The organism is Mycobacterium sp. NPDC003323, from assembly GCF_053589535.1.
The window spans coordinates 245,600-265,539 of sequence record NZ_JBSFSB010000006.1; the positions used below are offsets into that span (position 1 = coordinate 245,600).

Sequence of the window (19,940 nt, forward strand, 5' to 3'; positions counted from 1 at the left end):
CGCGCGGGCGTACTGTGCCAAGCATGAGTCGTATCGGAGATTTCGCAGACGACGACGCCGCCGCGTGGATCACCAAGTCACCCGATATCGGGGTCGCGATGGCGGGATTCACCCACGCCGTCTACAACAAGAACCGGTTGCCCATGCGGGTCCGCGAGCTGGCGCGGATGGTGATCGCCCTGAACAACGAGTGCGTGGTCTGCCAGAACACCCGGGATTCGGCGGGTGTCGAAGCAGGCGTGGACGAGGACCTGTACGACCACGCTGCGGTCTGGCAGACCTGGCCCGGCTACAGCGAGCAGGAGCGGGTCGCCGCCGAGTTCGCCGAGCGTTTCGCCAACGACCACACCGGACTTCGCGACGACGAGGAGTTCTGGGCGCGCTGCCGTGCGCAGTTCAGCGAGGAACTGCTGACCGACCTGGCGTTGTCGTGTGCCATGTGGCTGGGCATGGGCCGCATGCTGCGAACCCTCGATATCGGCCAGTCCTGCAAGATCACCCTGTAGGCGCTCGGCCCGTAGGACAATGACCGCTGTGACCGGTCAGCAGGCAGGCAAACCTCTTGCCGCGGCGGCGATCGCCGCCCTGGAGAGCGACGGGGTCGCCACGCTCATCGGGACGGTGGTCAATCCGGCCGGTCTGACGCTGGCCAAGACCGTGCCGTTGCGCCGGATGGCGATCTTCGCCGATCCGGGCCTGGGCGCCAGCCCGGTCTGGCATGTCTTCGCCATCGACCAGACCGGCATCGTCTTCAGTGAACGCACCGGCGTGATCGGCGACCAGCGAGTCCGCATCGACCTGGCCGCGCTGCGGGTGATCGGCGACGGGCTGGCCTGGGCTCCAGGTGTCTTCTTCGCGCAGGACGGTGCTCCGGATCCGTACTGTAGTCGCGGGACCCTGCGCCGGGTCTGCGACGATCTGTCCGCCGCGGGTATCGAGGCCGCGGTGGGGCACGAGGTTGAATTCGTCCTGGTCGGTCCCGACGGCGCCGCGCTGCCCTCGGCGCTGTGGGCGCAGTACGGACTGGCGGGCGTGCTCGAATTCGAAGGTTTCATCCGCGATGTCATCGACGCCGCGGCGCGATCGGGCCTTGCCGTCGAGCAGTTTCATCCCGAATACGGGCGCAACCAGTTCGAGATCTCGCTGGCACCCACCGATCCGGTGACGGCTGCCGATCAACTGATCCTGACCCGCATCGTCGTGTCCCGGGTGGCCCGGCGGTACGGACTACGCGTCAGCCTGTCCCCGGTTCCGTTCGCGCAGAGCGTCGGCAATGGCGCACACCAACATTTTTCGCTCAGCCGCGACGGTATGCCGTTGTTCTCCGGCGGGACGGGTGCGCACGGCATGACCCGCGAGGGCGAATCCGCGGTCGCCGGTCTGCTGGCCGGTCTTGCCGAGGCACAGGCGTTGCTGTGCGGTTCCATCCTGTCAGGGCTGCGTACCCAACCTGGCCACTGGTCGGGGGCGCATGTGTGTTGGGGCACCGAAAATCGCGAGGCCGCAGTGCGCTTCGTGGTCGGCGGGCCGGGCAACCCGCAGGGCGCCAACGTGGAGGTCAAGGTGATCGACCCGTCGGCGAATCCCTATCTGGCATCGGCGGCTATCCTCGGCCTCGCGTTCGACGGGATCACCCGCACGCTCACGCTGCCCGCCGAGATCACGGTCGATCCGGCGACGCTCGGCGATGCCCAGCGCGCCGAGGCCGGCGTCACGACCCTGCCGACCGCGCAGACCGACGTGCTGGATGCGCTGGACGGCTCGGCCTTGATGCGCCGGATCCTCGGGGATGCGCCCGTCACCGCCACCGTCGCGGTCCGCCGATACGAACAGCAACACTACGGTCAATGCGCCGAAGCCGAACTCACCGACAGGTTCCGGCTGGCCTGGAGCCTGTGATGGCCGACGGGCTGGCCGAACACGTCGGTGCCGTGCCACTGGTCGACCACCATGTGCACGGCTACTGGCTGCGCAGCGGTTCTCGGCGGGACTTCGAGAACGCGCTCAACGAGGCCAACACCGAACCATTGGCGCCGTTTGACTCCGGGTTCGACAGCCAGCTCGGGTTCGCCGTGCGCGCGCACTGCGCGCCGCTGCTCGGTCTGCCCGCGCACGCCGATGACGACACATACTGGGCGGCGCGCCAACAGATACCCGACGACGAGCTGGCACAGCGTTTTCTGACGGCGGCCGGTGTCACCGAGTGGCTGGTGGACACGGGCTTGGGTGCGGGGATAAGTGATCTGGCCACCATGTCGCACACCGTCGACGGCCGGGTGCGTGAGGTGGTACGGCTGGAAACCGTGGCTGAGGACGCCGCGGCGCAACCGGGGGACTATGCGGAGGCCTTCGAGGCGACGCTCGCCGAACGTTGTTCCGGCGCGGTGGCCACCAAATCGATCCTGGCCTACCGCGGCGGTCTGCGCGGTGACCTGTCCGATCCCGCGCCGCAGCAGGTGCGGGACGCGGCCGAGCGATGGCGCGCTGAGGGCGGGCGACGGTTGACCGACCGGGTGCTGTTGCGGTTCGGGCTGCACCGGGCATTGCGGATCGGTAAACCGCTGCAGTTCCACATCGGATTAGGGGACCGCGACTGTGATCTCGATGCGGCCAATCCGCTGCACCTGCTGGACTTCCTGCGGATCTCCGGCGCGACACCGATCATGCTGCTGCACTGCTACCCGTTCGAGCGTGAGGCCGGTTATCTGGCTCAGGCGTTCAATCACGTGTACCTCGACGGCGGGCTGGCCGTCAATTATCTCGGCGCACGCTCCCGCGACCTGATCGCCCGCTTGCTGGAGCTGGCACCATTTCGCAAGATTCTGTACTCCTCGGACGGATACGGTCCGCCCGAGTTGCACTACCTGGGGGCGGTACTGTGGCGCAGGGGAATTCATGCGGTGCTGAAAGAGTTTGTCGCCAGGGGAGAGTGGTCGGCCAGGGACGCGATCCGGGTGGTCGACCTGATGGCGTACGGGAACGCCCGGCGCGTGTACGGGTTGGAGTGAACCCATGACATCATCGGCCGCAGTCGCGGTGGCTGCGATCTTCACCTGGCTGGGCATGGTGGCGGCCATCTCGTTTCTGGAGGCGCCGCTGAAGTTCCGGGCACCCGGGGTGACGTTGCAGATCGGGCTCGGCATCGGCCGGTTGGTGTTCCGCGCGCTCAACACCGTCGAGGTGGTGTTGGCGGTGCTGGTGGGTGCGGCGCTGGCTCTTCACGGAATGTCGGTGGCGCTGGTCGCTTTCGGCGTCGCGGCGATGATGCTGGCCGTGCAACTGCTGGTCATCCGGCCGCGGTTGACCGAGCGGTCCGATGCGGTGCTGGCCGCGGGTCCGGAGGCCGCCGAGCAGCCGCGGTCGCGGGTGCACTACGCCTATGTCGGGCTCGAGCTGGTGAAGGTGGCCGCGCTGCTGGTGGCCGGCATCGTGCTACTGGGCTGAGGACCCGGCGTGCGGGCATGTCGGCGCCGCGACGGCACGGCGGGCCCGCGCCCGGATCCGGGCACCACGGTGGGGGACCAGGATGACACCCTTGACGCGTTGACGTTCGCCGGGTGCCGATGTCGTGTCCAGGTCGACGCGGCGCAGCACCTCCCGCAGCACGACCGCCATCTCCACGAGCGCGAAATTCGCCCCGAGGCACCGACGGTTGCCGCCACCGAACGGTAGCCAGGTGGTCGGGCTCAGCGCGGCGCCCACCATCCGGTCCGGATCGAACCGGTCCGGGTCGGTGTACTGCCCGCCGTCGGCGTGCACCAGTCCGATCCCGGGAGCGACCATCACCCCGGCGGGCAGCCGGTAACCGGCGACGTCCACGGGCTCGGTGAGGATGCGCCCGACATCGAAGACCACGGGTCGGATCCGCAGAACCTCCTTGCAGACCGCGTCCAGATAGTCGTCATCACCGGTGCGCGCCGCGTGTACGGCCCTGTCCAGCAACTCCGGATGGCGGGTCAGCCGTTCCAGCGCCCAGGACAGCGCGGTCGCGCTGGTGTCGTGACCGGCCACCAGCAGGGTCATCAGCTGGTCGCGCAATTGCTCGTCGGACATCCCGCCGGCGCGGATGAGCATCGCCAATGCGTCGGTGCGCGAGACGATTTCGGGATCGGCCCGGCGGTCGGCGATCTCGGCGTACAGCAACCGGTCGGCATCGCGGAGCCGATCGGCGAACGGACGCCACGGCAGGAACCGCTGCAGCCCTGGCGCGTTGATGGCCAGAGTTTCCCAGGCGCCCACCCTCAGCAGTTCGGGCATGACGGCCCGCAGCGCCGCGAGCCGATCGGGATCGCCGGCACCGATGACGGTACGCAGGATCACCTCCAACGTGATCTCCGACATCCGGGGTGCGACGGCGAACCGGCGGCCCACCGGCCACCGATTCACGTTGTCCGCGGCGATCTGCGCGATCAGTTCGGTCTGGCGCGCCACCGCCTCGCGGCGAAACGGTGCCAGCATGACCCGCCGGCGTTCGCGGTGCACGTCATCGTCGACCACCAGCACCGAACTGGCACCGAGCAGACCGGCAAGCATCGCGTTGGCCTCACCGGCGTGATACACCGACGGGTCCCCGGCGAACACCGTTTTGATATCGGCGGGATCGGCCAGGTAGACCACGGTGCCCATGGAGGCGATCCGCAGCGTGAAGATGTCCCCGTATCGGCGCCGGCAGCCCTTGAGCAGGCGCGGCCAGAACTTCATCAGCAACGCGGCCTGAAGTCCGGGCGGTAGCGAGGGGCCCGGCGGCAGCGCGGCATTCGTCATGTCTTCGAGAATAGGACCGCCGGGGGCTGCTCAGAGCTGATCTGTCGCGTCATACACCCACGACATGTCGGCGGTGGCGAAATCGTCCAGCCAGGTGGGCGGCGCATGGTTGGTCAGCCCACCCATGTCCCAGTAGTCCTTCCACAGGGTTATTCGGTCGCCGACCACCTCGTGCACGGTGACGAAGGGCAGCACGGCGCGCTCACCGGTGGGCCACGTCCAGGTCTCGGAGTGTTCGTACATCACGTGTGAGCCGTCTGCGACCAGCAGGCCGTCGTGATTCTCGTAGTCCGCCAACGGTTCCAGTCCGATCTTGAGGCGTTTGACGATGTCCTCGGGTCCGCGCGCCGCGGCCGCCGGGCCGACCGGCATGTCCGCATAGATGCAGTCCGGGGCTAGGAAGGTCTGCACCGCGTCCCAGTCCCGCCGGGACAGCGCACGCCACATGCCCAGGACGGTTTCTTCAGACGACATGTGCCAGTTCACCCTGCTCGGCGCTCAGCGCGGGGGCCCGGTGCGCCGCCCGCAGGAAGCGTCCGGTGCGGTGCGCGCCGAGCAGTGCGGTCGGCTGCCCGTCGAGGTACACGGCGCGCCCTGCGATCAGGACCGCGGCGACGGTGTCGTCGTTGCGGTTGACCATGCGCGACAGTCCGCCGTAGCAGTCCACCGGATCTTCGGCGTAGGCGTCCAGGCTTGCGTCCAGCCGGGCAGGATCGACGATGACTACGTCGGCCCGGTTGCCGATGCGCAGATGCCCGGCGTCCAGCCGATACCAGTCGGCGAGCTCACCGGTCAGCCGGTGCACGGCATGCTCGACGGTCATGAACGGCGTTCCGTCGGCCTCGGCATCGCGTACGTGGCGCAACAGTCGCAGTCCCATGTTGTAGAACGCCATGTTGCGCAAATGTGCACCGGCGTCGGAGAAGCCGAGTTGGATGCCGGGTTCGCGGGCCAGCTTCTTCAGGACCTCTGGTCGGTGATTGGAAATAGTTGTGCGCCAACGCAGTTCGCGACCGTACTCGATCACCAGATCAAGGAAGGCGTCCACCGGGTGCACCCCGCGGTCGCGTCCGACCTGTCCGAAGGACCGCCCGAGGACCGTTGCGTCGGGGCAGGCGACGATCTCGGCGTCGAAGAAGTCGCGGTGCCACACCCGCAGCCCGTACTTGCTCTCGTAGTCCTTACGGAACTGGCGCCGGTAGATCTCGTCGGCGAGCAGCCCGTTGCGTTCCACCTCGTCGCGCAGGTGCAGCGCCGCCGCACCGGATCCGAACTCCTCGAACACCACCAGATCGATACCGTCGGCGTAGACCTCGAACGGCACCGGTAGGTGCTGCCAGCGGAAGTTGCCGCCGAGTCCGTTGATCAGCTTCGAGGACGGGCCCATCAGCTTGATCGCGGAGGGGTTGGCCTTGATATCGGCGGCCGACAACAGGCTGGTCTTTAGTGGATTGCGCAGCAATCCCAGCGACTGGGCCAGCTGGGACACCAGATTCAGCGGGTTCTGGATGTCCGGGCCGGACTGCAGCACCCGGCCGGTGCGGCGCAGCAGGGATTTCAGGCGGCGCAACTCCCGTGGCTTGGCGTAGGTGGACGGCAAGGTGCGTGAGCGGCAGGTGTCACCGTCGATCTTGTCGAAAAGCAGTTGCTGGGACGACATCCCGACGAAGCCGGCGTCCAGGGCCTCGGCGAGCATGCGTTCCATCGTGGCCTGCTCGGCGCGGGTGGGGCGCTGATCGGAGCGGGTGGCACGGTCCAGACCCATCACCGCGGTGCGCATGTCCGAATGCCCGATGAAGGCGGCCACATTCGGACCGAGTGGCAGCGACTCCAGTGCCTGTACATACTCTTCGGCGCTCGTCCACGTCTTGTGCCGGTCGACGGTGTCGATGACGTATTTGCGCGGTATCGCCTCGACCCGGCCGAAGAGGTCGCCGGCATCGGTACCGCCGACGTGCACGGTGGACAGCGAGCAGGACCCGAGCATGACCGTGGTGACACCGTGGCGCAGCGATTCCGACAGTGACGGCCGGCCCAGCACCTCGACGTCATAGTGGGTGTGGATGTCGAGCATGCCGGGCAGCACCCATTTCCCGGTGGCGTCGAGTACCTGCGGGCAACCCGTCGCATCGAGTTCATCGGCGCTCACCGCGACGACATGACCTCCCCGGATGCCGATGTTGCGCACCGCCGAAGGTGCGCCGGTGCCGTCGAACCAGCGGCCGCCGCGGATGATTGTGTCGTAGGTCACCCGATCATGAGAACAGTGGCGCAGACGGGTGTCAACGAAAATCGTGTACAGATTCACAAAGTTGTCTACCCGAGGAGCGCATACTCGACTCGTGACGCCGCTGCAGCGCTACATCGCCGAAGAAATCGCCACCGACCACGTCGACGGGCTGATGTCCCGTCGCGAGGCGCTGCGCCGCCTCGCGCTGCTCGGCGTCGGCGCCGCTGCGGCCACCGCGCTGATCGCCGCCTGCGGGCAGGCCAAACAGTCCACCGGACAGCAGGACGGGACCGGCACCGAGGCGGCGCAGCCCGACGCGACGCCGCCGCCGGGCATGGCGGCGGCCCTGCCGACCACGCCGATCACCTGGGCGGGCCCGGCGGGCGAGTTGCAGGGCGCCTGGGCACAGGCGGACCGGCCGCGCGGGGCCATCCTGGTCATCCACGAGAACAAGGGGCTCACCGACTGGGTCCGGTCGGTGGCCGGCAGGCTCGCCGGGGCCGGTTACTCCAGCCTGGCCATCGATCTGCTGTCGGCCGACGGTGGCACCGCGACATTCGGCGATCCGGAAGAGGCCACCGCCGCCCTGGGTAAGCGTCCACCCGAGGCCATGATTGCCGACCTGCGATCGGGGATTGCCGAGGTGGCCGCCCGCACCCCCGGTCAGCGGGTGGCGGCCGTCGGGTTCTGCATGGGCGGCGGGTTGGTGTGGCGCCTGCTGGACGCCGGCACACCCGAATTGGCCGCAGCCTTCCCGTTCTACGGGCCGACACCCGAGAACCCGGATTTCGCCGGTTCCCGAGATGTCGCGGTGCTCGGTTTCTACGGTGAACTCGATCAGCGGGTCAACGCCACCGAACCCGACGCCAGAGCGGCGCTCGAGCGTGCCGGGATGGTGCACGAACTGGTCATCGAACCGGGCGCGAACCACGCGTTCTTCAACGACACCCGTGATCGCTACGACCCGCGCGCCGCCGCGGACGCCTGGCAGCGGATGCTGGGCTGGCTGTCCACCCACGTCGGTTGAGCCGGCGCCCGACAGCTGATCGGGTCGCGGCGATCGGTGCGCATTCACCGTCAGTTCACGAACCCGTCGGCCGGTGGTGTTCACCCGCACACGGGTTGCGGTTACTGATAGTCCATGCGGGTAGTGCAGGTCGCCAATTTCTATGGTCCCCGGTCGGGCGGGCTGCGCACCGCGATCGACCGGCTCGGCGCGGAGTACACCGCGGCCGGCCACGACGTCGTGCTGGTGGTCCCGGGATCAAGTGTCGAAAGTCAGCAGCTGGCCTCCGGCGTCACCCGGTTGTCGCTGCCCGCGCGGCTCATCCCGTTCACCGGTGGCTACCGCGCGGTGCTGCCAGGCCCGGTCACCGCGCTACTGGAGGAACTGCAGCCCGACGCCCTGGAGGTCTCCGATCGGCTGACGCTGCGGTCGCTGGGGCCGTGGGGGCGACGCCACGGTGTGGCGACGGTGATGATCTCGCACGAACGGCTGGACCGGCTGGTCGGCCAGGTGCTGCCGCGACGTGCCGCGCGGACCGTCGCCGATATGGCCAACCGCCGCACCGCACGCAACTATGACGCGGTGGTCTGCACGACGGCGTTCGCGCGCGAGGAGTTCGAGCGCATCGGTGCCGGCAATGTCGTGACCGTTCCGCTGGGGGTGGACCTCGATCAGTTCCATCCCCGCCATCGCAGCGCACAGGTGCGCAGCCGGTGGGCGCATCCGGAACAGACCCTGTTGGTGCACTGCGGCAGGCTGAGCGTGGAGAAGCATGCGCACCGCAGTATCGATACCGTTGGGGCGCTGCGTGATTCGGGTGTCGACGCGCGCCTGGTGGTGGTCGGCGAGGGACCGCTGCGCACCAGGCTGGAACGCCAGGCCGCCGGTCTGCCGGTGGACTTCACGGGGTATATCGGCAGCCGGGACACCGTCGCCGCCATCCTCGCGTCCGCCGATGTGGCCCTGGCGCCGGGACCGCACGAAACCTTCGGGCTGGCCGCGCTGGAGGCGCTGGCCTGCGGCACCCCCGCCGTGGTTTCGCGGACCTCGGCGCTGGCCGAGATCCTGACCGCCGACAGCGGGGCCACCGCCGACAATGACGCGGGTGCGATCGCCCACGCGGTGACCTCGGTGATCAGCCGGCCGGAACCGCACCGCCGCAGTGGCGCGCGCCGGCGTGCCGAGCAGTTCACCTGGCCGCGCGCGGCGGCGGGCATGCTGGACGTGCTCAGCCGTCGCTGACCGGGCCGCGCACCGAAACGGCGCAGTCGTATCGCGGCTGTCCTACCATCTGGGCATGACACGGCTCGCGATGATGGTGCTGCCCATGCTCGGTGTGGCGACACTGGTCGGCACCCCTGCGGCGGGTGCGGCTCCCGAGGATCAGGGTTGCGCGGTGAACCTGTCGGCGCCCGCGGTGGTCGAGATGTCGGGTATGCCGATGGTCGTCGCGTCGGTGCGGCCGGGGGCGTGCAACCGTGCCGTTCCGCAGTTGCAGGTCGCTTGCCTGCAACAGGTGGGCAGTCAGACCGCACCGCTGTGCGTGCAGGCCGAGGGGCCGGGAACCGCCGAGGTGCGCCTGACGCCCTACACGCCAGGCGCGGGCTATGTGGTGACCGGCCGGGTGTGCGCCAATATCGGCAGTCCACCGGTGACGTTCTGTAACAGTGCCGGACCGTCCACCGTCACGCTCTGAGAGGCCCCGCGGCGATCACGCCGTGAGCAGCTGGGTGCACAGCAGGGCGGCCAACCACGTCCGGAACCGGCGCTGTGACCAGCCGCGGTTGCCGACCATCCGGTCGAAGAGCACGGGATCGGTGGCCAACCAAGCGATGTCGACGGCCTCGGAGCGGGTCAGGCCGCCGGTCAGCGCGCCGAGATCGGTCAGTCGGTCCACGACCACCCGGGCGCCGGCCAGGCGCTGCCGGTGGTACTGCGCGCGCAGTGTGCGGGCGGATTCGTCGGACTCGGCCGCCACCTCCAGTGCCCGGAACAGCCCGCTCACCCGCGCGTCCACGGCGACCAGGGCGTCCACCCAGTCGGTGATCAGGCGGACGGGATCATCGTGGCCCAGTGCCGCGACGAACTCCTCGCGGTCGGCGAGTGCGACCGCCTGATCATCGCCGGCCACCGCCCAGTCCACTGCCAGCTTGAGTAGTTCGGGCTTACCGCCCACCGCGCTGAAGACGGTCTTTCGGCTCACACCTGCGCGGTAGGCCACCGCATCGATCGTCGTCCCGGCGTATCCGCGATCGACGAACAACTCGGCCGCCGCGGACACGACGGTGCTGCGCGTCCGGGCCGCCTGGTCGGCCCGCAACCCGGAGCGGTACCCACGCTTGACGGAATCCATCGTTTACCTCACTCTGTGAGTATTCATTACACCATAAGTAACCTAAATTGGGGAAAGACGATGCGAATCCTCATCATCGGCGCGGGCCCGACGGGGCTGTTCAGCGCCATCGCGCTGGCCCGCCGGGGCCATCAGATCCGGATCGTGGACCGTGATGCCGGACCGCCGGCGAGCGGTCACTGGCAGCGACGCGGGGTCATGCAACTGCACCATGCGCACACCTTCCGGGCGCCGGTGGTCGACGCGCTGGACGCCGAGATGCCGCAGGTGCTCGATGATCTGGCCGCACGGGGAGCGGGCATCGCGCACGCGGGTGACGGGCGAGTCGCCGCATTGCTGTGTCGGCGGGCGACCTTCGACGCCGTCCTGCGGCAGCGGGCCGCACGCACTCGCGGGATCGTCCTGCACACCGGCAACGTCGGCGTGCTGACCGGCCGCGACGGCACCGTGTGCGCCGGCGGCACGCCGATCGATGCCGATCTGGTGCTCGATGCGTCCGGGCGCAGCGGCCGGATCGCCGAAGATCCGCGCGGCGCCGGCGTCCTTCATGATTGCGGTGCGGTCTATGTCACGCGGCAGTACCGGCTGCGGGCAGGCGCGCACCCACCGGTGAACGGCCCGATCGGGCTGGCGCTACATCTCGACGGTTACGTCGGCATCGCGTTCCTGCACGAGGACCGAACCTTCTCCGTGACGATCATCCACGACGGATCCGACCGGCGGCTGCGCCGACTGCGCGACGAACACATCTTCGAGTGCGCCGTCGCATCCATCCCGCAGTTGCGCGACTGGACCGCGGCGGCGACCTCGGCACCGATCAGCCCGGTACTGGCCGGCGGCCGGCTCTACAACAGTTATCGCGGTCAGCCGGCGCTGCCGGGCGTGATCGCGGTGGGCGATGTGGTGTGCTCGACGACACCGCTGGCCGGTCGCGGGGTGGCGCTGGCCCTGCGCCAGGCGTGCGAGCTCGTCGATCTCATCGGTACCGCCGCGCGGTCGCGTCCTGAGATCGTCGACATCGCTACGCAATTCGGTTCATGGTGCGACACGTTCATCAAACCGTGGTTCGACGATCAGGTGTACGCCGATACCCACCGCCTGCGTCGGTGGGCCGGCGCCGGCATCGATTTCGACGCCGTCCTGCCGGCCGATCTGATCACGGCCGCGGCCGGGCAACATCCGGAACTCGCTCGGCTGGTGGCCCCGTATGAGCGAATGGATGCCCTGCCGCAGTCGTTGGCCGCTGCCGAACCGCTGGCCCGGTCGGTGTACGCGAGCGGCTGGCGCGCACCCTTCGCCCCGGGACCCACGCGGGCCGAGCTGGGTTCGTTGTGCGCCGCGTCGGCCGCCTAACCGGAGCGCGACGTCCAACGCACCGGCAGGTGTTTGATGCCGTGGATGAACGGTGACAGCAGCCGGTCCGGCTCGGCATCGGCGCACAGGTCGGGCACCTGGCGGTGCAACTCCTCGAACGCCACCGTGATCTCGCGGCGGGCGAGATTGGCGCCCAGGCAGAAATGCGCACCGCCACCGCCGTATCCGAGATGCGGGTTGGGGGAGCGGCGCAGATCGAAGCGCCACGGGTCCGCAAACCGGGTCTCGTCACGGTTGGCCGATCCGTACCACATGGTGACCTTGTCACCCGCCGCCATCGCGACGCCGCCGAGTTCGGCGTCGCGGGTCAGCGTGCGCCGCATATAGGCCACCGGCGATGCCCACCGGACGATCTCCTCGACCGCCGTCGGCGCCAGCGCGTCGAAATCCGCCCACCACAGGTCGCGTTCCTCGGGGTGCCTGCTGAGCGCGACGACACCGTGGCTGATGGCGTTGCGGGTGGTCTCGTTGCCCGCCACGACCAACAGGATGAAGAACGACGCCACCTCCGCAGAGGTCAGGCGCTCACCGTCGAGCTCGGCGGACACCAGCGCGGTGGTCAGGTCATCGCGCGGTTGCGCCCGCCGATCGTCGGCCAATGCCGTTGCATACGAACCGATATCGATCGCCACCTGGGCGAACTCGTCGAAATCGGCGGTGAGGTCGGGATCACCGAAGCCCAGGATGACATTGGTCCAGTGGAAGATCTTGTCGTGGTCGGCCTGTTCGATTCCCATCATGTCGCAGATCACCTGCAGGGGAAGCGGTCCCGCCACCGCGGTGACCAGGTCCGCGCGTCCGTCGGGATGGTCGGCGATCATCGTCTCGACCAGGTTGCGGGCGCGTTCACGCACCGATTCCTCGACCCGCGCCAGCACCCGCGGCGTGAACGCGCTGCGCACGATGTTGCGCAGCCTGCCGTGGCGTGGATCGTCCATGGCGATCATCGACCCGAAGTACTCGGCGAGTTCCGGGGTCTGATCACCCATGGTGATGTTGGGGCTGGAACTGAACACCTCCGGGTGCCGGCTCACGTGGTGGATGTCGTCGTAGCGGGTCAGCGCCCAGTGTCCGGCACCGGCATCCACCCCCTCGGCGGTGACCGGGGGGTGGAACGACACGGGTTCTTCGCGACGCAAGGTGGCGAAGGCGCCGTCGCGGAACTCGTCGTCTCCGCGCCAGAATCGCCACGACCCGAGATCGATGTCTGCGCGGTCCACCGGCGGCGGTGGTGTTCCGTTGATGCGGGTCGCGATCGGCATGATCTCAGCCTAAGGTCGCCGGCCCCCGGCGGAACCCGAAATCGTCGCGACTCAGCCGACTTCGGATTCGGGTCGATCGTGGCGTACGACTCGCACGTGACCGCGCGGCAGGCAGGCGGCGTACCCGTGGTGTTTGCCGTACAGCTCCCAGGACGTGTGCGTGGCGTCGCTGGGCACGTCGATGTGCTGGCCCCCGGAGAACTGCAGGTGCAGGCTGCCGTCGGCGTCCCAGTCGGCATGGGTGCACGTCGCGCCGGCGAAATCGAACAGCGGCCGGTACTCGGCCCGGATCGCGGTCGGATCGATCGTGACCACCTCCGACGGCTCACCGGCCAACGCGGGCAGGGTGAGGTCCATCGGGGCGGAGATCACCAGTTCGTTGTAGTCGTCGAGGTTGAGCACCAGACCGTCGCGGAACATGATCCGCTGAAGGGTGCGCCCCTGGATCCATTGTTCGGTCATTTATCCACTGTGCGCGCCTGTTCCGGCGCGCACAAGAGGAATCAGGACCGGTTCGCCGTGGCGAAGATGCGACGCAGGGCGTCGGGCACCGGGCGCTTGGTCCAGTCGTCGGTGGACACCACCACGTAGACGTTGCGCCCGGTCACCGCGACCTGCTCGACACCGTCGTCCCCGGTGCGCAGCACGGCGAACGCGACGGTGAAGCTCGTGGTGCCGACGGCCTCGCACACCGCGGTGACACGGACGGTGTCGCGCCAGCGCACCGAGGCGCGGTAATCGATCTCACTGCGCACCACCTGGAAATCGATACCGGCGGCGATCAATTCGGGATAGCTGAGCGACCGGTGGTCCAGGTAAGCGGTCCAGGCCTCGTCGAACCATGTCAGGTAGTGGCCGTGGAAGACGACCGCCTGCTGGTCGACCTCGGCGTAGCGGGGGACCACCGAGAGCGCGAACGGCGCATCGTCGCGGGGGCTCACACGGACACCCTGCCCCATCGACGAATCGTTACGATCGTCGGGTGGCACCCACCCTCGTGACCCTCGCCGATATCCGGTCCGCGGCTCAACGGTTGCACGGTTCGGTGCTGCGCACACCGCTGCTGCCGGCCGGGTGGGGCGATCCGGCCCGGCCGCTGTGGCTGAAGCCCGAAAGCCTGCAGGTGATCGGCGCGTTCAAGGTGCGCGGCGCGCTCAACGCCATCTCCCGACTCGACGCCGCCGTACGCCGGCGCGGAGTGGTCGCCTACTCCAGCGGCAACCACGCGCAGGCGGTCGCTTATGCGGCGGCGCAGTTCGGCATCGACGCGCACATCGTGATGCCGGAAGAAACCCCACAGATCAAGATCGAACGCACCAGGGGGCACGGCGCGAATGTGGTGCTGTGCGGTATCGGCCGGCGCGAAGCGGTCGCGGCCGAACTCGTCGAACAGACCGGTGCCGCGCTGATCCCGCCGTTCGACCACCCCGATGTGATCGCCGGCCAGGGCACCGCCGGGCTGGAGATCGCCGAGGATCTCCCCGAGATCGCCACCGTGCTGATCCCGGTCAGCGGCGGCGGCCTGGCATCGGGCATCGGCACCGCGATCCGTGCGCTGTGTCCCGATGCGCAGATCTTCGGAGTGGAGCCGGAACTGGCCGCCGATGCCGCCGCCGGACTGCATCGCGGCGGCCGTGTCGAGATGTCCATCGAGGACCGCAACCGCACCATCGCCGACGGTCTGCGCTCGCAGCCGTCCGAACTGACCTTCGCCCACCTGCAGCATGTGCTGACCGATATCCTCACCGTATCCGAGGATGAGATCCGCTCCGCCGTCGCCGAATTGGCGGTCAAGGGACGGCTGGTCGCCGAACCCAGCGGCGCGGTGGGTCTGGCCGCTTACCGGCGGCACCGGACCCCGGCGGGCCCGACGGTGGTCGTGGTCTCCGGCGGCAACATCGAGCCGAGGCTGCTCACCGAGATCCTGGCCGACTCAACCGCGGTCGGGGAACACCAGCGGCACTGAGACCTCGCAGCCCCGACGGGCGCAGTGCGACCAGGCGTCCTGTTCGGCGGCGGCCTTCAGGCGTCGCCGCCGGCCGGTCCACCCGCACGAGCAGCCGGCGGTGGAGTCGCCGAAACCGCGGTGGTAGACGCAGGTCACCCCCAGCCCGGTCGACTCGGCGAGAAGGTCTTCCAGGTGTAGGACTTTCATCTGCTGCGTCTCCTTCGTCGACCTGACCCCGGTGTCATGCAGACGTACGGTGCCGCGTAGACAAAGTCTGCGCGCCCCCGGCGCCGTTCGCCGGGAGCAGCGGGTCACGAGTCGGCGCTGATCCCGACAAGCCGTTGTAACGGACGAGACGTAGTTACCCGTGCTCCACGATTGCCAAACACCGTATCGCCGCACGTCGACGCGATTGAATGTCTTGCTGGCGCGTCAATTTCAGGTGCGGTACCCCGTCGCTAGTGCACGCCCTCCATGAGACGGCTGATCCGGCCCGAGATCGCGAGCACCACCAGGCCCGCCGCAATGGCCACCAGACCGAGGATGCCGAAGTAGGCGAACTCGCGGGCGGGATCGTAGTACCCGGACAGCACGCCGGACATGGCCGTGCCGAGACCGACCGAGAAGAAGTACAGCGCCATCATCTGCGCCCGGAAAGCCTCCGGTGCCAGCTGGGTCGTGACGGCCAGCCCGATCGGGGACAGCAACAGCTCCGAGATCGCGAACACCGCCATGATCCCGACCACCAGCAGTGCGGGCACCACCTTGCCGGTGGTGCCGGCCGTGGGCAGGAACAGCAGGAAGGCCAGACCCATGCCGATCACGCCGTAGGCGAACTTACGCGGCGTCGTCGGGGCGCGGGTGCCCAGCCGGGTCCACATCACCGCGAAAAGCGGTGAGAGCAGGATGATCCACACCGGTTCGATCGATCCGATCCAGCTCGACGGCGCCGTCCAACCGAAGATCGACCAGTTCATCCGTTCGTCGGAGTACACGGCGAGCACCGTGAAGATCTGCTGGAACAGCGACCAGAACACCGCGTTGGCGATGAACAACGGGATGAAGGCCCGCACCCGGGTGCGTTCCAGGCCGTCGACCTTCGGGCTGCGCAGCAGGACCGCGAAATAGCCGATGGAGGCGACCACGATCACGCCGGTGGTGACCTGCGACAGGTTGGCCAGCGTCACCAGTCCGGTGGCGAAGGCCGCCACGGCCACCACGACGACGCCGACGCCCACCCCGACGGCGGGCAGGATCCCGTTGCGCGGCAGGGGATTCGGAACCGCACGGCCGTGGTCACCCAGATTGCGGCGGAAGATCACGTACTGCGCCAGTCCGATGGCCATACCGATGGCGGCGGCTCCGAAGCCGTAGTGGAACCCGACGCGGGTCTGCAGCAGTCCGGTCAGCAGCGGTCCGATGAAGGCGCCAAGGTTGATGCCCAGATAGAACAGCGTGAACCCGCCGTCGGCGCGCGGGTCGCCCTTGTCGTACAGCGTGCCCAGCAGCGACGAGGCGTTGGCCTTCAGCGCGCCGGATCCCAGCGCCACCAGGACCAGACCGACACCGACGCCGGTGAGCCCGGGCAGCACGGCCAGCGCGATATGGCCCAACATGACCACCACACCGCCGTAGAAGACGGTGCGCTCCATGCCCAGCACCCGGTCGGCCAGCCAGCCGCCGAGAACCGTCGACAGATAGACCAGCCCGCCGTAGGCGCCCACGATTCCGGTCGCGGTGGCCTGCTCCATCTCCAGACCGCCGTCGGTCACCGAGTAGTAGAGGTAGTAGCCGAGGATGGTCAGCATTCCGTAGAACGAGAACCGTTCCCACAGTTCGACACCGAACAGGTTCGTCAGTCCGATCGGATGCCCGAACAGCGTGCGTGCCGCCCGCGCATCGTCGGTTCCGGTCCGAGATTCTTCCGCCCCAGTCATGGACGTCACCCTGCCACGCGGGCGGCCCGGCTCGGCCGATTGTCGGAAAGTCGCGAGTCGTATCGAACGGGCTTGCGTGGGTAGCGAACGGCAGTGACGTGCAGGACGTGAGTTTTGTCCATGACAGCAAATCGCGGCGGTGTCGTGGGCGGGTTCTGGCTGGGTCGATCGGGCCCTGCCCAGGTAAGGTCAGCGGCGATAACGAGGCGGTGTCCAAATCGTCTCGACCCGGTTGCGTGCCCGCCATCGGGTGGTCCGAAGGGGTTCATGTGGACACGGTGCTCGGCTTGTCGATGACGCCGACGTCGCTGGGTGTGGTCGTCGTCGACGGTGACGGCGCGCCCGGCGGTGCGAACGGGCAAGAGTCCTTCGAGGTCCGCGTCGACGGAGCCGACTCCCGCGCGGCAACCGAGCGGGCCACGGCCGCCGTCGGGGCCATCGCCGCCGCCCGCGGCCAGCGGCTCACCTCGATCGGCGTGACCTGGAGCGAGGATGCCGACGCCGAGGCGTCGGAGTTGATCTCCTCGCTGAACCGGTCGGGATTCGACAATGTGGTGCCGATCCGGCTGCCCGAGGCCACCGAGGCGCTGGCGCGCGGTATGGCCGAGGTCATCGGATATCAGACCAGCGCGGTGTGCGTCATCGAGCCGGACACCGCCATTGCCCTGATCGTCAACACCTCCGACGGTGCGGTGCAGACCGCCATCAACCACGGCATCGACAGCGACGAGAGTCTGATCGGCTGGCTCAGCACGGTGTTCACCCGCGCGGACTGGCAGCCCGAGGCGCTCGTGGTCGTCGGCTCCGCCGGCGGATTCGACGCCGTGCTGCCGCAGCTCGAGGAGGCTCTCTCGGTTCCCGTGTTCGCTCCCGCGGAGGCGCCGCTGGCGCTGGCGCGCGGGGCGGCCTTGGCTTCGTTCCCGAGCGCGGGCCTGCCCTTCGCGTTCGACGCTCCGACCGGCGGTTCGGGTCGCCACGCCGCCGCGGAACGCCGGTTCGACACCCCACGGGTGCTGACCGGGCTGCTGGTCGCCGGTGTGGTGACCTTCGTGGCTTCGGTGTCGGCGGCCGTGGCCGTGCAGACGTCCCCCCGCCAGGAGACCGCGGCCCCCGAGCCGGCGGCGGTCGTCGCCGACGTGCCCGTCCGTCCGGCCCCGCGGCCGGCCGCCCCCGCCCCGGCTCCGGAGCGTTCGCCGCTGGCCGAGGCGCTGGCACCGCCGGTCGAGTTCGCACCGCTGCCGCAGGCGCCGGTCGAACCCGCCCTGCCGCAGGCGCCCGTCGAGCCGGCGGCGCCGCAGGCCCCGATCCAAGAGGTCAACACGGTGTACGAGCCTGCCCCGGCCCAGGCGCCGCTGCCCGAGCCCGCGCTGGCACCGGCACCCCCGCTGGCCGTTGCGCCGCCGGCCGTGGTGTCGCCCCCGGTTCCGCCGGTCGCGACGCCGCCCCAGGTTTTCGAGCCGCCCAAGAAGCCGCTGTTGCAGCGGATCAGGGATCGGCTGCGGATCGGGGGGCCCGAGCAGGGGCCGCCGGGGCAGATCGTCGTGTCGCCGCCGCAGGGCTGAGTTTCGCTGCGCGCCGGCGCCACGCGCTGGCTAACATTTGTCGCACTCGGCACGATGAAGTAGGTAATCGGTCACGTCGGGTCCGGATGTCCGGAGTTCAGGGGAGGTTCGGCGCTGTGCGCAACGCAATTCGGTATGTGCTGGTCATCATGGGTGTCGCCGCCGTGTCGCTGGCGGCCTCGACCACCGCGGGAGTCGCCGCGGTGAGCAGGCCGGTGGCCGCAACCGTCGTCTCGCCCGCACCCGGCGAAGTCGTCGGCGTCGCCTACCCGGTCACCGTGTCTTTCGCCGAACCGGTCGTCGACCGGGCGGCCGCCGAGCAGGGCATCACCTTCTCGGCGCCGACGGTGCCCGACGGCGACTTCGAGTGGCTGGATGCCGCCACGGTGCGCTTCACCCCGGCCGATTACTGGCCGGCCCACTCCACCATCGAGGTGCAGGCGCTGGGCCTGAAGTCGAGTTTCCAGACCGGTGCCGTGGTCCTCGGTGTCGCCGATATCGACGCGCACACCTTCACCGTCAGCATCGACGGTGTGGTCGCCCGGGAGATGCCGGCGTCGATGGGTAAGTCCGGGTTCGCCACGCCGGTCGGTGAGTTCACCGCGCTGGAGAAGCAGAGTGTGGTGGTCATGGACTCGCGCACCATCGGTATCCCGTTGGACGACCCCGAGGGCTACAAGCTCACCGTGTACGACGCGGTCCGGGTCACCTGGGGTGGGGTGTACGTGCATGGTGCGCCGTGGTCGGTGGGTTCGCAGGGCTATGCCAATGTCAGCCACGGTTGCATAAACCTGAGCCCGGACAACGCCGACTGGTATTACAACAACGTCAGCATCGGCGACCCGATCGTGGTGCAGGCCTGACGGTTTCAGGCGTCGGCGTGCAGGTTGCGGGCCGTCGGTGAGGATTCGACGGTCGTCGGGTCCGGATAAGTGCCCAGCACCCGGTCGGCGGTGCCGCTGCTGGTCACCGTGAACCAGTAGTGCTCGTTCTTGAAGTGGTGTTGCCGGTGGTTGCGCCAGATTGCCCGGTACACAGCGCTTTTCGGCTTGTAGTCGGTGTGGATCAGGTAGTGGCACCACTCATAGCCCAGGCCGAGTGCGGCCAGGAAGGTCAGAAACGTCAGGCCGCGTCCCAGGCTCGGGAACGCCACGAGGGCGATTGCGACCGCCAGCGGCAGTAGCCACAGCAGTGACTGCCACGGGATGAACACCAGCGGCAGATCGCGCGGCTGGATGTGGTGTTCGCGGTGTTTGCGCGACAGCAGCGGGTCGACTCGGATGCCCACGACGCGGCGCGGCCGCCAATGCAGGATCACGACGTGAATCACCCATTCGGCGAATGGGAACACCGCCAGCATGATGATCGGTACCAGCGCGTCGGTGGGCTGCCAGTCCCCGGTGTAGCCACGTGCGGTCGCCGCTATCGCCAAGGTGGCCACCAGCATCCACGGGGTCGGGTGTCGCAGGAATTCTCGTGCGGCGTCGGCGAGGGTCATACCGCG

General features: G+C 68.8%; 21 protein-coding genes. 11 read left to right on the forward strand and 10 right to left on the reverse strand.

Annotation, left to right across the window (positions count from 1 at the left end; genetic code table 11):
• Positions 1-23 precede the first annotated feature (23 nt).
• The 4 genes from ACWDUN_RS17010 to ACWDUN_RS17025 are packed head-to-tail and all read left to right on the forward strand — an operon-like array spanning position 24 to position 3,444.
• Positions 24-506 carry a carboxymuconolactone decarboxylase family protein gene (locus ACWDUN_RS17010; RefSeq protein ID WP_449930586.1) on the forward strand — a complete coding sequence of 161 codons (483 nt, stop codon included), beginning with the start codon at positions 24-26 and terminating at the stop codon, positions 504-506.
• Positions 507-525: 19 nt separating this feature from the next.
• Positions 526-1,899: a glutamine synthetase family protein gene (locus ACWDUN_RS17015; RefSeq protein ID WP_449930587.1), complete on the forward strand. Its 1,374-nt coding sequence runs from the start codon at positions 526-528 to the stop codon at positions 1,897-1,899.
• Positions 1,899-3,008: an amidohydrolase family protein gene (locus ACWDUN_RS17020; RefSeq protein WP_449930589.1), complete on the forward strand. Its 1,110-nt coding sequence runs from the start codon at positions 1,899-1,901 to the stop codon at positions 3,006-3,008. Before ACWDUN_RS17015 ends, ACWDUN_RS17020 begins: the two co-directional genes overlap by 1 nt.
• A gap of 4 nt (positions 3,009-3,012) precedes the next feature.
• Positions 3,013-3,444: a hypothetical protein gene (locus tag ACWDUN_RS17025; protein ID WP_449930591.1), complete on the forward strand. Its 432-nt coding sequence runs from the start codon at positions 3,013-3,015 to the stop codon at positions 3,442-3,444.
• On the opposite strand, the gene ACWDUN_RS17030 is transcribed toward ACWDUN_RS17025, so the two are convergent.
• The 3 genes from ACWDUN_RS17030 to ACWDUN_RS17040 are packed head-to-tail and all read right to left on the reverse strand — an operon-like array spanning position 3,433 to position 7,015.
• Positions 3,433-4,764, reverse strand: coding sequence for a cytochrome P450 (locus ACWDUN_RS17030; RefSeq protein WP_449930593.1), 1,332 nt, complete (start codon positions 4,762-4,764; stop codon positions 3,433-3,435). The genes ACWDUN_RS17025 and ACWDUN_RS17030 overlap by 12 nt on opposite strands.
• A gap of 30 nt (positions 4,765-4,794) precedes the next feature.
• Entirely contained in the window at positions 4,795-5,238 is a 444-nt protein-coding gene (locus ACWDUN_RS17035; protein WP_449930594.1) for a nuclear transport factor 2 family protein, read from the reverse strand.
• Complete coding sequence (locus tag ACWDUN_RS17040) at positions 5,228-7,015, reverse strand: N-acyl-D-amino-acid deacylase family protein (protein ID WP_449930596.1); 1,788 nt, start codon at positions 7,013-7,015, stop codon at positions 5,228-5,230. The genes ACWDUN_RS17035 and ACWDUN_RS17040 overlap by 11 nt, the downstream gene beginning before the upstream one ends.
• A gap of 91 nt (positions 7,016-7,106) precedes the next feature.
• On the opposite strand from ACWDUN_RS17040, the gene ACWDUN_RS17045 reads away from it, so the two are divergent.
• The 3 genes from ACWDUN_RS17045 (at position 7,107) to ACWDUN_RS17055 (ending at position 9,696) form a co-directional block, all read left to right on the forward strand.
• Positions 7,107-8,021, forward strand: coding sequence for a dienelactone hydrolase family protein (locus ACWDUN_RS17045; protein WP_449930598.1), 915 nt, complete (start codon positions 7,107-7,109; stop codon positions 8,019-8,021).
• A 114-nt stretch (positions 8,022-8,135) separates the two neighbouring features.
• The gene (locus ACWDUN_RS17050) at positions 8,136-9,242 is read left to right on the forward strand and encodes a glycosyltransferase (protein WP_449930600.1); all 1,107 of its coding nucleotides are present in this window, start codon (positions 8,136-8,138) and stop codon (positions 9,240-9,242) included.
• 55 nt (positions 9,243-9,297) lie between these two features.
• The gene (locus tag ACWDUN_RS17055; RefSeq protein WP_449930602.1) at positions 9,298-9,696 is read left to right on the forward strand and encodes a hypothetical protein; all 399 of its coding nucleotides are present in this window, start codon (positions 9,298-9,300) and stop codon (positions 9,694-9,696) included.
• A gap of 15 nt (positions 9,697-9,711) precedes the next feature.
• Here the strand turns inward: ACWDUN_RS17055 and ACWDUN_RS17060 are convergent, their stop codons facing one another.
• A complete protein-coding gene (locus ACWDUN_RS17060; RefSeq protein WP_449930604.1) occupies positions 9,712-10,353 on the reverse strand; it encodes a TetR/AcrR family transcriptional regulator in 642 nt (213 codons plus the stop codon).
• A 60-nt stretch (positions 10,354-10,413) separates the two neighbouring features.
• On the opposite strand from ACWDUN_RS17060, the gene ACWDUN_RS17065 reads away from it, so the two are divergent.
• Positions 10,414-11,706, forward strand: a complete 1,293-nt coding sequence (locus ACWDUN_RS17065; protein WP_449930606.1) for an FAD-dependent oxidoreductase — start codon at positions 10,414-10,416, stop codon at positions 11,704-11,706.
• Here the strand turns inward: ACWDUN_RS17065 and ACWDUN_RS17070 are convergent.
• The 3 genes from ACWDUN_RS17070 to ACWDUN_RS17080 are packed head-to-tail and all read right to left on the reverse strand — an operon-like array spanning position 11,703 to position 13,930.
• Positions 11,703-12,989 carry a cytochrome P450 gene (locus tag ACWDUN_RS17070; RefSeq protein ID WP_449930608.1) on the reverse strand — a complete coding sequence of 429 codons (1,287 nt, stop codon included), beginning with the start codon at positions 12,987-12,989 and terminating at the stop codon, positions 11,703-11,705. The genes ACWDUN_RS17065 and ACWDUN_RS17070 overlap by 4 nt on opposite strands.
• A gap of 51 nt (positions 12,990-13,040) precedes the next feature.
• A complete protein-coding gene (locus ACWDUN_RS17075) occupies positions 13,041-13,451 on the reverse strand; it encodes a DUF6188 family protein (RefSeq protein ID WP_449930610.1) in 411 nt (136 codons plus the stop codon).
• A 41-nt stretch (positions 13,452-13,492) separates the two neighbouring features.
• Positions 13,493-13,930, reverse strand: a complete 438-nt coding sequence (locus ACWDUN_RS17080; RefSeq protein ID WP_449930612.1) for an acyl-CoA thioesterase — start codon at positions 13,928-13,930, stop codon at positions 13,493-13,495.
• Between the two features lie 41 nt (positions 13,931-13,971).
• Here ACWDUN_RS17080 and ACWDUN_RS17085 point away from each other — a divergent pair, with 41 nt between their 5' ends.
• A complete protein-coding gene (locus tag ACWDUN_RS17085; protein ID WP_449930614.1) occupies positions 13,972-14,955 on the forward strand; it encodes a threonine ammonia-lyase in 984 nt (327 codons plus the stop codon).
• Here ACWDUN_RS17085 and ACWDUN_RS17090 read toward each other — a convergent pair.
• A complete protein-coding gene (locus ACWDUN_RS17090) occupies positions 14,923-15,144 on the reverse strand; it encodes a hypothetical protein (protein WP_449930616.1) in 222 nt (73 codons plus the stop codon). The genes ACWDUN_RS17085 and ACWDUN_RS17090 overlap by 33 nt on opposite strands.
• A 251-nt stretch (positions 15,145-15,395) precedes the next feature.
• On the reverse strand, positions 15,396-16,874 hold the full coding sequence (locus ACWDUN_RS17095; RefSeq protein WP_449930618.1) for a peptide MFS transporter: 1,479 nt from the start codon (positions 16,872-16,874) through the stop codon (positions 15,396-15,398).
• Positions 16,875-17,143: 269 nt separating this feature from the next.
• On the opposite strand from ACWDUN_RS17095, the gene ACWDUN_RS17100 reads away from it, so the two are divergent.
• Together ACWDUN_RS17100 and ACWDUN_RS17105 are read left to right on the forward strand one after the other, a co-directional pair.
• The gene (locus ACWDUN_RS17100) at positions 17,144-18,436 is read left to right on the forward strand and encodes a DUF7159 family protein (protein ID WP_449930620.1); all 1,293 of its coding nucleotides are present in this window, start codon (positions 17,144-17,146) and stop codon (positions 18,434-18,436) included.
• A 137-nt stretch (positions 18,437-18,573) separates the two neighbouring features.
• Positions 18,574-19,299: a L,D-transpeptidase gene (locus ACWDUN_RS17105; RefSeq protein ID WP_449930679.1), complete on the forward strand. Its 726-nt coding sequence runs from the start codon at positions 18,574-18,576 to the stop codon at positions 19,297-19,299.
• Positions 19,300-19,304: 5 nt separating this feature from the next.
• Here the strand turns inward: ACWDUN_RS17105 and ACWDUN_RS17110 are convergent, their stop codons facing one another.
• Positions 19,305-19,934, reverse strand: a complete 630-nt coding sequence (locus ACWDUN_RS17110) for a sterol desaturase family protein (protein WP_449930681.1) — start codon at positions 19,932-19,934, stop codon at positions 19,305-19,307.
• Positions 19,935-19,940: the final 6 nt, after the last annotated feature.